Origin of the sequence: Kineococcus radiotolerans SRS30216 = ATCC BAA-149 (assembly GCF_000017305.1) — a bacterium.
Classification (GTDB): Bacteria; Actinomycetota; Actinomycetes; order Actinomycetales; family Kineococcaceae; genus Kineococcus; species Kineococcus radiotolerans.
Map to the genome: position 1 here is coordinate 275,979 of NC_009664.2, position 12,221 is coordinate 288,199.

Annotated in this window: 11 protein-coding genes; 9 read left to right on the forward strand and 2 right to left on the reverse strand. The window is 74.4% G+C overall.

The features are described from left to right. The first annotated feature begins 4 nt into the window (after nucleotides 1-4). The 4 genes from KRAD_RS01330 to KRAD_RS01345 all read left to right on the forward strand — a co-directional run bounded on the left by KRAD_RS01330 (nucleotide 5) and on the right by KRAD_RS01345 (nucleotide 5,332). Complete coding sequence (locus KRAD_RS01330) at nucleotides 5-1,405, forward strand: amidohydrolase family protein (protein WP_011981428.1); 1,401 nt, start codon at nucleotides 5-7, stop codon at nucleotides 1,403-1,405. Between the two features lie 383 nt (nucleotides 1,406-1,788). Beyond that, nucleotides 1,789-2,688, forward strand: a complete 900-nt coding sequence (locus KRAD_RS01335; protein WP_011981429.1) for an SDR family NAD(P)-dependent oxidoreductase — start codon at nucleotides 1,789-1,791, stop codon at nucleotides 2,686-2,688. A gap of 59 nt (nucleotides 2,689-2,747) precedes the next feature. Further along, nucleotides 2,748-3,524: an SDR family oxidoreductase gene (locus KRAD_RS01340; protein ID WP_011981430.1), complete on the forward strand. Its 777-nt coding sequence runs from the start codon at nucleotides 2,748-2,750 to the stop codon at nucleotides 3,522-3,524. Nucleotides 3,525-3,712: 188 nt separating this feature from the next. Beyond that, nucleotides 3,713-5,332 (forward strand): Na+/H+ antiporter, encoded by a 1,620-nt coding sequence (locus KRAD_RS01345; protein ID WP_011981431.1) that lies wholly within the window; start codon nucleotides 3,713-3,715, stop codon nucleotides 5,330-5,332. Nucleotides 5,333-5,440: 108 nt separating this feature from the next. Here KRAD_RS01345 and KRAD_RS01350 read toward each other — a convergent pair whose 3' ends face one another. Then, complete coding sequence (locus KRAD_RS01350; protein WP_041291834.1) at nucleotides 5,441-5,914, reverse strand: DUF2306 domain-containing protein; 474 nt, start codon at nucleotides 5,912-5,914, stop codon at nucleotides 5,441-5,443. Nucleotides 5,915-6,024: 110 nt separating this feature from the next. On the opposite strand from KRAD_RS01350, the gene KRAD_RS01355 reads away from it, so the two are divergent. Further along, on the forward strand, nucleotides 6,025-6,597 hold the full coding sequence (locus tag KRAD_RS01355) for a PadR family transcriptional regulator (RefSeq protein WP_011981433.1): 573 nt from the start codon (nucleotides 6,025-6,027) through the stop codon (nucleotides 6,595-6,597). A gap of 76 nt (nucleotides 6,598-6,673) precedes the next feature. Here KRAD_RS01355 and KRAD_RS23830 read toward each other — a convergent pair whose 3' ends face one another. Then, entirely contained in the window at nucleotides 6,674-7,543 is an 870-nt protein-coding gene (locus KRAD_RS23830; protein ID WP_011981434.1) for a pre-peptidase C-terminal domain-containing protein, read from the reverse strand. 497 nt (nucleotides 7,544-8,040) lie between these two features. Between KRAD_RS23830 and KRAD_RS01365 the strand changes: the two genes are divergently transcribed. From KRAD_RS01365 to KRAD_RS01380, 4 genes are all read left to right on the forward strand, one after another. Continuing rightward, entirely contained in the window at nucleotides 8,041-9,018 is a 978-nt protein-coding gene (locus KRAD_RS01365; RefSeq protein WP_011981435.1) for an alpha/beta hydrolase, read from the forward strand. A 103-nt stretch (nucleotides 9,019-9,121) separates the two neighbouring features. Further along, complete coding sequence (locus KRAD_RS01370) at nucleotides 9,122-10,261, forward strand: CapA family protein (RefSeq protein WP_011981436.1); 1,140 nt, start codon at nucleotides 9,122-9,124, stop codon at nucleotides 10,259-10,261. A gap of 98 nt (nucleotides 10,262-10,359) precedes the next feature. After that, on the forward strand, nucleotides 10,360-11,502 hold the full coding sequence (locus KRAD_RS01375; RefSeq protein ID WP_011981437.1) for an LLM class flavin-dependent oxidoreductase: 1,143 nt from the start codon (nucleotides 10,360-10,362) through the stop codon (nucleotides 11,500-11,502). Beyond that, nucleotides 11,499-12,185 (forward strand): FMN reductase, encoded by a 687-nt coding sequence (locus tag KRAD_RS01380; RefSeq protein WP_011981438.1) that lies wholly within the window; start codon nucleotides 11,499-11,501, stop codon nucleotides 12,183-12,185. Before KRAD_RS01375 ends, KRAD_RS01380 begins: the two co-directional genes overlap by 4 nt. Nucleotides 12,186-12,221: the final 36 nt, after the last annotated feature.

The following is a 12,221-nucleotide window of genomic DNA, read 5'->3' on the forward strand; positions in this document are numbered from 1 at the left end:
GACGATGACCGCTCTGCCGATCGACTCCCCCCAGGCCCGTGAGGCGCTGCTGACGCGCCCCGGCACCCGTCCCCTGCTGCTGACCGGCGCCGTGATCGTCACCCAGGACCCCCGGGTGGGGGTCCTCTCCCCCGGCGACCTGCTCGTGCACGGCACCCGCATCGAAGCCGTCGGCCCGGTCGGCACCCTGGAGCACAGCGCGGACACCCTCGTCCTCGACGCCACCGGCTACCTCCTCGCCCCGGGTTTCGTCGACACCCACCGCCACGCCTGGGAGGCGCAGCTGCGCCAGCTGATGCCGGACGTCGACGACCTCGGCGAGTACGTCACCTCCACCCTGGTCGGCCTCGCCCCGGCCTACCGGCCCGAGGACGTCTACCTCGGGACCCGGCTCGCGGCACTGACCGCCATCGACAGCGGCATCACCTGCATGCTCGACTTCGCCCACAACGCCCGCAGCGCCGCCCACTCCGACGCCGGGGTGCAGGCGTTGCTGGACACCGGGATCCGCGGCGTGCACGCCTCCATGCGCCCGCACTTCGGCGCCTGGGACGGGCAGTGGCCCAAGGACCTCACCCGGCTGCGGGAGCAGTACTTCGCCACCGACGACCAGTTGCTCACCCTGCGCGTCGCCGCCCTGGCCACCGACGAGATCGCCGGCCCGGAACTCGCCTACGGGCCCGAACTGGCGCAGGTGGCCGCCGACCTGGGCGTGGGGGTCAGCGTCGACGCGGTGTTCGACGCCTGCGGATCGCGCGCCATCCGCGCCTGGGAGCAGGCCGGCCTCCTCTCCCCCGACGTCACCCTCATCCACTGCAACGGCCTGGACGCCGACGCCTGGCGGGCCGTGGCCGCCACCGGGACCACGATCTCCACCGCCCCCACCTCCGAGGCGCAGATCGGCCTGGAGAACGCCGTCCCCGCCGTCGACGAAGCCCTGGCCGTGGGCATCCGCCCCGGCCTCAGCATCGACGTCGAGGTCGCCCTGGCCAGCGACATGAGCACCCAGATGCGGGCGCTGCTGGCCATCCAGCGGATGCGGGCCGTCGAGCGCGCCCACGGCAGCGGTGAGCAGGCACCCCCGCGCATCGGCGTGCAGGACGTCCTCGACTTCGCCACCACCGACGGTGCCCGCACCAACGGCCTGGGCGACGTCACCGGCTCGCTGAGCGCGGGCAAGCAGGCCGACGTCCTCGTCGTCGACGCGCGAGCGGTCAACACCATGCCCGCCAACGACCCCGTCGGCACGGTCGTGCTGTCCGCCGACGCCCGCAACATCCAGGGCGTCCTCGTCGCCGGCACCCCGCGCAAGTGGGCGGGAGAACTGCTCGGCGTGGACGTCCGCGCCCTGCACGACGAGGTGGTCGCCTCCCGCGACGCCGTCCTGGCCCGCGCCGGACGCTGAACGACCCGGGCGCGGAGTTCCCGGACCCCTCGTGGCTCGTCCCCGCAGCGACCGTCACCACGGACCGACGCCGTCGTGACGGTTCCGTCGCCCCCTGGTGCGAGCGACGACCCGAAGGGGCGCAACCCGACCGGGTGGCTGCACCACTGCCTGGTTCACCCCCCCGGGAACCGGGCAACCTGGGATCGGGTCGCCGGCGACGGCACCTCGGGGCGATCGCACCACCCCAGCAGGAACCCGGGCCGGCAGCGAGCCGACCTCGCCGGCGCACCGCGCGGCGGAACAGATCGAACGACCCGCGAGCGGGGACCCGGGACGCCCGGCCCCCGCGACGCAGCACCAGACCCCACCGACCACGACGATGACGAAGGGATGCACCCCCGATGACCACCTGGCTGATCAGCGGCGCCGCCCGCGGCCTGGGCGCCGAGATCGCCCGCGCCGCCCTGCGCGCCGGCGACGACGTCGTCCTCACCGCCCGCCGCACCGACCGCCTGCCCACCGACCTCCAGGCGTCCGAGCACCTGCTGCCCCTGGCCCTCGACGTCACCGACCACGCCGCGATCCCGGCCGTCGTGCAGGCCGCCGTCGACCGCTTCGGCGGCATCGACGTCCTGGTCAACAACGCCGGCCGCGGCCTGCTCGGCGCGGTCGAGGAGGTCAGCGACGCCGAAGCGCGTTCGGTCTTCGACCTCAACGTCTTCGGCCTGCTCGCCCTGACCCGGGCCGTCCTGCCGGTGATGCGCCGCCAGCGCTCGGGCAAGCTCGTCCACATCGGCTCCCGCTCCGGTTTCGAGGGCGAACCCGGTGTCGGTCTCTACAGCGCCACCAAGTTCGCCGTCGCCGGGATCAGCGAGGCGCTCGCCGCGGAACTGGCCCCGTTCGGCATCCAGTCCACGGTCGTCGAGCCCGGCGTCTTCCGCACCGACTTCCTCGACGCCAGTTCCCTCTCGCTGCCCGCGCAGCGGATCGCGGACTACGACGGCACCCCCGCCCACGTCACCCTCGACTGGAGCTCGCAGGCCAACCACAGCCAGCTGGGCGACCCCGTCAAGGGCGCCGCGCTCATCCGCGAGGTCGTCGCCGGCGACGTGCTGCCCTCCCACCTCTACCTGGGTCGCGACGCCGTCGAACGCCGCGAAACCCTGATCGAGCGGATCCACGACGACCTCGCCGCCTGGCGGGAGGCCTCCATCGCCACCGCCCACGACGACACCGCCGAGGGGGCGGCCGACGTCGTCCCGCAGCGGCGCAGCCCCAGCGCGTCCCTGACCGACGCCTGAGCACCGACGCCGGTCGCACCCGAACGAACCCCGAACCCCGAACCGTGAAGGAGAAACCCGTGTCCGCCGTCCTGACCACCACCACCCTGCAGGGCCGCGTCGCCGTCGTCACCGGCGCCTCCAGCGGCATCGGCGAAGCCACCGCCGAACGCCTGGCCGCCCTCGGCGCGAAGGTCGCCGTCCTCGCCCGACGCAAGGACGAGCTGGAGGCTCTCGCCGAACGCATCACCGCTGCCGGCGGCACCGTCCTGACCCTGCCCACCGACGTCACCTCCCGGGAGGAGATGGCCGCCGCCGCCGAGGCGGTCCAGCGGCAGTTCGGCACCGTCGACCTCGTCTTCGCCAACGCCGGGGTGCAGCTCATCTCCGAGATCGACGCCCTGCGGGTGGACGACTGGCAGACCCAGATCGACCTGAACATCAAGGGCGTCATGAACACCATCGAAGTGTTCGTCCACTCCCTGGAGGCCGCGGCCGCGGCGGGAGGCCCGGCGGACCTCATCACCACCTCCTCCATCGCCGCGACCCGGGTCCTGCCGAAGTTCTCCGTGTACTCCGCCACCAAGGCCTACGTCAGCCACCTCACCCGCCTGCTGCGCACCGAACTGGGCGCCAAGGGCGTGCGGGTGGCCACCGTGGAGCCGGGCATGGTCGACACCGAACTGCCCGACCACGTCACCGACCCCGACGCCAGCCGGCTCATGGCCGACCTGCTGCGCGACGTCGACTGCCTGCAGCCGGCGGACGTGGCCGAGACGGTGGCGTTCGTGGCCTCGGTGCCCACGCACGTCAACCTCACCGAGATCACCGTCCTGCCCACCGCCCAGGCCGTCTGACCCGGCACGGTCCCGGAGGTCCGCCCGCCCCCGGGTCGCCGCCGCGACCGGGGGCGGGTGGATCGGCCCGGAACCCCGGCCGAGCCGGGGCGCGAACACGCTCGGCCGCACCCGTCCCGGCGGACGGCGAGTGCGGCGAGGCTGCGCCGGCCGCTCCGCCCCTGCCCGTCCCGCTCCAAGGAGTGATCGTGTCCACCCACGTGCTGCTCGTCGTGACCACCGTCGTGGTGGCGCTGGCCCCGGCCCTGGCCCGGCGCGCTCACCTGCCGGCTCCCTCGGTGCTGTTCCTGCTCGGTTGCGCGCTGGCCGTGCTGCCCTCCGGCGGGCAGGTGCACCTGGAACCGGAGTTCGTGCTGCTGGTGCTGCTGCCGGTCATCCTGTACTGGGAGGGGTACACCACCTCCGTCCAGCACGCCTGGCGCTACCGGCGCGCGATCCTGCTGACCGCGGTGCCCCTGGTCATCGCCACCGCCGCCGTCGTCGCCGTGACCGCCCACGCCCTGGGCCTGAGCTGGACCGCCGCCTGGATCCTGGGGGCGGTCGTGGCCCCCACCGACGCCAGCGCGGTCGCCGCCTACTCCCGGGCTCTGCCGCTGCGGTTGACGACCATCCTGCGCGGGGAGTCCCTCATCAACGACGGCACCGCGCTGGTCCTCCTCGGCATCGCCGTCTCCGCCGCCGGAGGAGCCGACGTCAGCCTGGCCTCGGCCTCGGGGGAACTGGCCTGGTCCTACGCCGGCGGCACCGCGGTGGGCGCGCTCGTCGCCGCGGCCGGCCTGCTCGCGGTGCGGCGCGTGCGCGACCCGCTGGTCCTGGCGGCGGTCTCGGTGGCCGAACCGTTCGCGGCCTCGGTGCTGGCCGAGACCGTGCACGCCTCCGGTGTCGTGGCCGTCGTCGTCTGCGCGCTGGGCATCAGCCGCGCCGCCCGGCGGGCCGTCCCCGCCGCCGGGCGCCTGCAGGTGCACGCCTTCTGGGAGACCACCAGCTGGCTGGTCAACGGCGCCCTCTTCGTCCTCGTCGGTCTGGAGGCGCGCGCCGTCTTCGACTCCCCCGGCGTCGACGGCGGACGGGCGCTGCAGCTGGTCGGGCAGGGGCTGCTGCTGGCCGCGGTGATCGTCGCCGTGCGGGTGGCGTGGTTGTTCCTCACCGCCTGGCTGGTGCGGTTGCTGGACCGCCGCCCCGCCCAGCGCGAACTGCGGGTGCCGTGGCGGCTGCGAGTGGTCGCCGCCTGGTCCGGCATGCGCGGCGGCGTCTCCCTGGCGGCGGCGTTGTCGGTGCCCGTCAGCGTCGGGGAAACCCCCTTCCCCGGGCGCGAGGCCGTCCTGGTGCTCACCTTCGTCGTCGTCGGCGCCACCCTGCTGGTCCAGGGCGCGACCCTGCCCGCCGTGATCCGCTGGGCCCACGCCCATGACAGCCGGGACGAGGAGACCGCCGCACTCACCGCGGCGGTGAGTACCTTGGGCCGGGCTGCCGAGGAGCACCTGCGGCTCCACGCCGAGCACCACCCCGGCGACCGCGCCGTCGTCGAGCACCTGCGCCGGCACCTGCACCCGTCCCGAACCGGGGCGGGGGAGCAGATCCACCCGGAGCGGCTGAGGCAGCTGCGTCGCTCGACGCTGGCCCGCCAGCGCGAGGTCCTGGCCGCGATGGTGCGTGGAGGTGGGCTGGAGGACACCCAGCTGTGGCGCCTGCAGGAGCGGCTCGACCTCGACGAGGCCCTCCTCCTCGCCGAGGACGACCTGCCCTCCCCCGCGGCCGGCCCGCCCGCGCAGCGCACGACCCTCGGGGCGAGCGGGGTGCCGCGGTGACGGCGACCGGTCTCGCGATCCCGCCGGGGACCGCGGGAACCGGCGGTCGGCGCACCGGCGGCCGTCCACCCGGCCGGGGTGGACGGTGCGCGGCGGGGGGTTCCCCGCTCAGGAGGCGAGCGTGCGGCGGAGGGCCGGCCGGGACGCGGGACCCGGGGTGCGGGCCCGGCGCGCGGCCCAGGCGATGAGCGGTGAGCCGATGAGCGTGGGCAGCACCCAGGCCAGCGGGCTGGACCAGTTCACCATCGACGCCGCGGTGACGAAGGAGACGTAGGACCCGGCCGTGAGGGAGATGTGCAGGGGCAGCCACCCGGGGCGGCGGCGACGGGCGACGACCCACCCCGCGAGAGCCGCGGCCTCGGTGGCCACCGCGATGGCCACCAGACCCCACGGGGTCGTGACGGCGGTGCCCGCCAGCACCAGCGCGGTCGACGTCATCAGCGCGACCGCCCCCTGGTAGGCGCGCCCGAGGCGCACGTGCCAGCCCCGGCGTCGGCGGGCCAGGAGCGCGGCGGCCCCGATGAGCAGGCCGGCGCACCCGGCCCCGACGTGGGCCGCCAGCAGCAGGGCGTGGACATCCATGACGTACCTTCCCTTGTGGACGGTGTCCTCGCAGCATCGTCCGTCCACAGTGGACTGTCAAGGGAACGGCGCCGCCGGGACGACGACGCGCACGGGGAGACGGGGTGGTCATGGGCGGCATCAACGCCACGGTGGGCTCGCTGCTGGGGTTCCTGCACGAGGGCCCGCAGTCGGGGTGGGACCTCATGGTGACCGCCCAGGAACGCATCGGGGACTTCTGGTCCCTGACCCGCAGCCAGGTGTACCGGGAGCTGGCGAGCATGGCCACCGCCGGTCTCATCACCACCGACTCGACGGGACCCCGGGACCGACGCGCCTACCGCCTCACCGACGCGGGGCGCTCGGCGTTCGCGCAGTGGCTGTCGCAACCCCCGGGCGAGGAGCAGATCCGCTACCCGCTGCTGCTGACCCTGGCCTTCGCCCGGCACCTGCCCCCCGAGCAGCTCACCGCCTTCCTCGCCTCCCACCGCGCGCTGCACCAGTCGCGCTGGGAGGCCTACCGGGCCCAGGAACAGCGGGCACGTGCCGCCGGTGCCGGCGACGTCGACCTGGTCACCCTCGACTTCGGGTTGCGCTACGAGCGGGCCGTCCTCGACTGGTTCGACGGCCTGACCGGCACCTTCGCCACCGGTTCCCACCCCACCACGACCGGTCCGGACGATCGGGGCGGGAACCGGCCCTGACGGGGCGCGCGGCGCGGCGAGCCGGGAGCCGGCGTTCGAGACGCCGGCTCCCGGGGGCCCGTTCAGCGGGGGAACCTCATCGCCGGGGGATGCTCAGCGTGAGCTGCTGGGCGCCGGTGTGCACCGCGTCCTGCACGTCGATCCGGTACAACCCCGAGGTCGGCAGCGTCACCGTCACGTCGCTCTGGTTCCGGCTCTTCGTGGTGTGCAACGGGGTCCCGTCCGGGGCGATCAGCGCGAACGTCCCCGTGGAGGAGCCGTCGAGCTGGATCCGGGCGCGCTGCCCGGCCTTCGCCTCGAAGGTGTACGCCGCGCGGTCCTGCGGGCCGACCTTCGCCGTCACCGACGCGCTGGTGCGACCGGCCGGGAAGTCGATCTTCGTGGCCTCGGCCACCACCGGCAGGTCCCCGTGCACCCCACCCCCGTTACCCGGCTCGGTCCCCGTGCTGGGCTTCGCGGGCTTGGTCGGTTTGACGGGCTTGGTGCTGGCCGGGATGGACAGGTCCAGGCGGTAGCTGGAGGGGCGGGTGGAGACGATGTCCACGTAGTAGCGCCCCGTCTCGGGCAGGCGGTAGGTGAAGTCCGACTGCCGGGAACTGTGCGCGTCGTGCACGGCCGGGCCCGAGGGCCCGACGAGGGTCCAGGTCTGGGCGGAGGTCGAGCGGGCCAGGTGGAAGCTGGCGGTCTGCCCGGCCTTGGCGTCGAAGACGTAGCGGTCGTCCTCCCCGGGACCGACCGTCCCCTTCACGCTGGCGGCGGTGGCGCCGTGGGCGAAGTGGATGACCGTGGCGGCGGGGACGCCGTGGGCGCCGGAGCCGGTACCGGTGCCGGTGACCGGGCCGGCGGCGCTGGCCACGCCGGCGCCGGCGAGCAGTGCGGCGGCGGTGAGGACACCGGCGGTGACGACCTTGCGGTGGCGGGAGATCTGGGACAGCTGGGTGTTCATGGTGCTCGTGCCCTTTCGAACGAGGGCGGAGGTTCGGTCGCGCTGTCTGCGTGCCCGGCTCCGTCACAGGTCAGGACGCAGCGGGTCCCGCAGCTGTTACACCGACCTCGGAACAGCACCTCGCGAGCCGCCGCCCGCGGCGGCCGACCGACGACACGCCGCATCGCAACCCGCTCACGAGCGCCGTGGTCGCGGGGCGGTCGGGCGCGGACGCCGCGGCGAACCCGTACCGGCCGGGAACCGCACGCGAAGGGGGGACCACGCGCGGCAGCACCCCCGTCGCCACGGCGAGGGGCGAGGCCGGGTGGTCCGCAGCGGCGGCAACCAGACCCCACCAGGGTCAGGCTGGAGGGCTCACCCAGCCCCCGGCCTCCGGCAGGATGCTGTTCCTGAGCAGCGGCCGCACGGAACTCGAGGATTTCTTCCGGCCCTCGAGGGGCGCCCCTCAGGACCGGCCTGCGCCGACCTGCTCCTACGTCACCGACAGGAGTCCTCCCGTGTCCGGAAACCCCAGGAACATCTCCCTCGAACCCGCCGCCCAGGCGTTCGTCGACGCCACCAGCGAACCCCCCTTCCTCTACCAGCTCGCTCCCGAGGGCGGGCGCAAGGCCGTCGACTCCGTCCAGGACGAGCCGATCGACAAGCCCGAGGTCGACGAGCAGTGGATCACCGTCGATGGCGGGCCCACCGGCAGCGTCCCGGTGCGGATCGTCAAACCCCTCGGCACCACCGGAACTGGAACCGGTGCTGCGCTGCCGGTGATCGTCTACACCCACGGCGCCGGCTGGGTCTTCGGCAACGCCCACACCCACGACCGCCTCGTGCGCGACCTCGCCGTCGGCACCGGTGCCGCCGTGGTGTTCCCCGAGTACGACCGCTCCCCCGAAGCCCGCTACCCGGTCGCCAACGAGCAGTCGTGGACGGCGCTGCAGTGGGTCGTGCGCGAGGGCGCCGCCCACGGCCTGGACGCCTCCCGCATCGCGGTGGCCGGGGACTCCGTCGGCGGCAACATGGCCATCGCGTTGACGCTGATGGCCAAGGAACGCGGCGGGGTCGACCTGCGCGCGCAGGTGCTGTTCTACCCCGTCACCGACGCCGCCTTCGACACCCCCTCCTACCACGAGTTCGCCAACGGCTACTTCCTCACCCGCGAAGGCATGCAGTGGTTCTGGGACCAGTACACGACCAGCGACGCCGACCGCGCGCAGATCACCGCCTCCCCCCTGCGCGCCAGCACCGGACAGCTCACCGGCCTGCCCCCCGCGCTGGTCATCACCGCCCAGGCCGACGTCCTGCGCGACGAGGGCGAGGCGTACGCGGTCAAGCTGCGCGAGGCCGGGGTCCCGGTCACCCAGGTGCGTTACCAGGGCATCGTCCACGACTTCGTCATGGTCAACGCACTGCACCAGACCGAGGCGGCGAAGGCCGCGGTCGCGCAGGCGGTCGCCACCCTGCGCACCGCGCTGCACGGCTGACCTGCCGGACCGGTGGCCCTGCGCCGCGACTCCCCGCCGAGAGGAACCTGACGTCCCCGTGCCCACGAGCACCCGAAACCCCCTCCTGCTCCGAGGGGCCGCCGTGACCGCCGTCGCGGTCCTGTCCCTGAGCGCGTGCGGCTCGTCGCCGCGGGCCGCCGCCGCGGAGGCGTCCGCGGGGCTGGACCCGGCCGCCGCGGCAGCGGGCGCCGAGGCGCGTTCCGAGGACGGTCCGGCGGCCGCCGCCGGGGCCGCGGGGCCGATCACGGTCGCCGTCGCCGGCGACGTCCACTTCGAGGGTTCCAGCGCCGCGGCGCTGGAACCCGGCGCCCTGGCGGCCGTCGCCGGGGTCCTCTCGGCCGCGGACGTCAGCGTCGTCAACCTCGAGACCGCCGTCACCGGACGCGGCACCGCCGCCCCCAAGCGGTACACCTTCCGCGCTCCGCCGAGCGCGCTGGCGGCGCTGGAGCAGGCGGGCGTGGACGTGGCGGCCATGGCCAACAACCACAGCCTCGACTACGGCCCGGTGGGCCTGCGCGACACCCTGGCCGCCAGCCGGACCGAGGGGCTGCCGGTCATCGGCGTCGGGGAGGACGCCGACGCCGCGTACGCCCCGTGGACGACGACGGTGCGCGGGCACGACCTCGCCGTCTTCAACGCCACCCAGGTCCTCGACGCCTCCCTGGCCACGGCGTGGACGGCCACCACCGCGCAGGGGGGCGTGGCGTCGGTGAAGACCGACGCGGGCCGCCGGCGGTTGCTGACCGGGGTGCACGAGGCCCACGAGCGCGGCGCCTCGGTGGTGGTGGTCCTGCACTGGGGGGCCGAGCGCACCTCCTGCCCCTCCCCGGCGCAGGAGTCGCTGGCCGACGACCTCGTCGCCGCCGGCGCGGACGCCGTCGTGGGCTCGCACGCCCACCAGCTGCTGGGGGCGGGCTGGAAGCGGGCCGGTGGGCGCAGCGGGTACGTGGACTACGGGCTGGGCAACTTCGTCTTCTACGCCCGCGGCGGGGTCGCGGCCCGCACCGGGGTGCTGACCCTGACCCTTCCCGGCCGGACGACGCCGGCGCCGGCGGGGACGGGGGCCGCGGCCGGTGGCCGGGCCGCGCCCGGGGCCCGGTGGCAGCCGGCGGCCATCCGCTCCGGGGTACCGGTGCCGCTGACCGGCGCCGCCGCCGAGGGAGCGGTCGCGGAGAAGGACGCCCTGCGTTCGTGCACCGACCTCGGCGCCCGCCCCTCGTGACCGCGCCCGGGGCTGGGCGGGGAACAAGCCCCCGGGGTCGCGCGTTGCGATCGACGTCAGGTAGTTGAGACTTCAAATACACGAGTCAGGAGCACACCATGCAGTTCGGGGTCTTCAGCGTCGGGGACGTCACCCTCGACCCCACCACCGGGCGGGTGCCCACCGAGAACGAGCGCATCAAGGCGCAGGTCGCCATCGCCCGCAAGGTCGAGGAGGTCGGCCTGGACGTCTACGCCACCGGCGAGCACCACAACCCGCCCTTCGTCCCCTCCTCGCCCACGACCCTGCTCGGCTTCATCGCCGCCGCCACGCAGCGCATCGTCCTCTCCACCGCCACCACGCTGATCACGACCAACGACCCGGTCAAGATCGCCGAGGACTACGCGATGCTGCAGCACCTGGCCGACGGGCGCGTCGACCTGACCCTGGGCCGCGGCAACACCGGCCCGGTCTACCCCTGGTTCGGCAAGGACATCCGCGAGGGCCTCGCCCTGGCGGTGGAGAACTACGACCTGCTGCGCCGGCTGTGGCGCGAGGACGTCGTCGACTGGCAGGGGAGGTTCCGCACCCCCCTGCAGTCCTTCACCGCCACCCCTCGTCCCCTCGACGGCGTGGCCCCCTTCGTGTGGCACGGTTCCATCCGAACCCCCGAGATCGCCGAGCAGGCCGCGTACTACGGCGACGGCTTCTTCCACAACAACATCTTCTGGCCCACCACCCACACGCAGCAGATGGTGCAGCGCTACCGCCAGCGCTTCGAGCACTACGGCCACGGCCCCGCCGACACCGCCATCGTCGGCCTGGGGGGTCAGTTCTTCGCCCGCAAGAACTCCCAGGACGCTGTGAAGGAGTTCCGCCCCTACTTCGACGTCGCCCCCGTCTACGGCCACGGCCCCTCCCTGGAGGAGTTCACCGCCCAGACCCCGCTGACCGTGGGCAGCCCGCAGCAGGTCGTCGAGCGCTACGCGTCCATGCGCGAGCACGTCGGGGACTACCAGCGCCAGCTGTTCCTCATCGACCACGCCGGTCTGCCGCTCTCCACGGTCCTGGAGCAGATCGAGATCCTCGGCGGGGACATCGTGCCGGCCCTGCGGAAGGAGATGGCGATCGGGCGCCCGGCGCACGTGCCGGACGCCCCCACCCACGCCTCCCTGGTCGCCGCCGCCGGCGGCGCCCACGACGGCACCGTCCACGCCGTGGACGACGTCACCGGGCGGCGCGCCGAAGAGGCCCACGCGTGAGCGCCCCGGTACTGGTGGACACCCCGATCGGGGGGAACGGGCACGAGCACCGCCGTCTGGCGGTCGTCTCCGCCGGTCTGCGCGAACCCTCCAGCACCCGTCTGCTCGCCGACCGCCTCACCGAGGCGGCGGTGGCGGCGCTGGCCGCGGGCGGGGCGGACGTGGACGTCACGGTCGTGGAGGTGCGTGAGCACGCCCACGACCTGGTCAACGCGCTGAGCACCGGTTTCGCCTCCGCGACCCTGCAGGAGGCCCTGGCCACGGTCACCGGCGCGGACGGCCTCATCGCCGTGACCCCCGTCTTCTCCGGCTCGTACAGCGGTCTGTTCAAGACGTTCTTCGACGTCGTCGAGGACGGGGCGCTGGCGGGTCTTCCGGTCCTGCTGGGGGCCACCGCGGGAACCGTCCGGCACTCCCTGGCCCTCGAGCACGCGGTGCGACCGCTGTTCGCCCACCTGCGCACCCTCACCGTCCCCACCGGCGTCTTCGGCGCCACCGAGGACTTCGGCGCCACCGGTTCCGGCACCGCGAGTTCCGGCACCGCGCCGGTCCCACCGCTGACCGCCCGCGTCCAGCGAGCCGGGCGGGAGCTGGCGCCGCTGGTCCTGGCCCGTCCCCCCCGCCGCACCCGGCCGGTGCTGGCGGCCCCCACCCCCTTCGAGCAACTGCTGACCGGTCGCTGACCCGGTGCCGATGGCCAGGACGACGGACAGCAGGCA

Excerpts from the sequence above, each read along its gene's own strand:
- KRAD_RS01335 (WP_011981429.1), top strand. The coding sequence starts at position 1,789 with ATGACCACCTGGCTGATCAGCGGCGCCGCCCGCGGCCTGGGCGCCGAG.
- KRAD_RS01350 (WP_041291834.1), bottom strand. The coding sequence starts at position 5,914 with ATGGATGTCCACGCCCTGCTGCTGGCGGCCCACGTCGGGGCCGGGTGC.
- KRAD_RS01330 (WP_011981428.1), top strand. The coding sequence starts at position 5 with ATGACCGCTCTGCCGATCGACTCCCCCCAGGCCCGTGAGGCGCTGCTG.
- KRAD_RS23830 (WP_011981434.1), bottom strand. The coding sequence starts at position 7,543 with ATGAACACCCAGCTGTCCCAGATCTCCCGCCACCGCAAGGTCGTCACC.
- KRAD_RS01355 (WP_011981433.1), top strand. The coding sequence starts at position 6,025 with ATGGGCGGCATCAACGCCACGGTGGGCTCGCTGCTGGGGTTCCTGCAC.
- KRAD_RS01375 (WP_011981437.1), top strand. The coding sequence starts at position 10,360 with ATGCAGTTCGGGGTCTTCAGCGTCGGGGACGTCACCCTCGACCCCACC.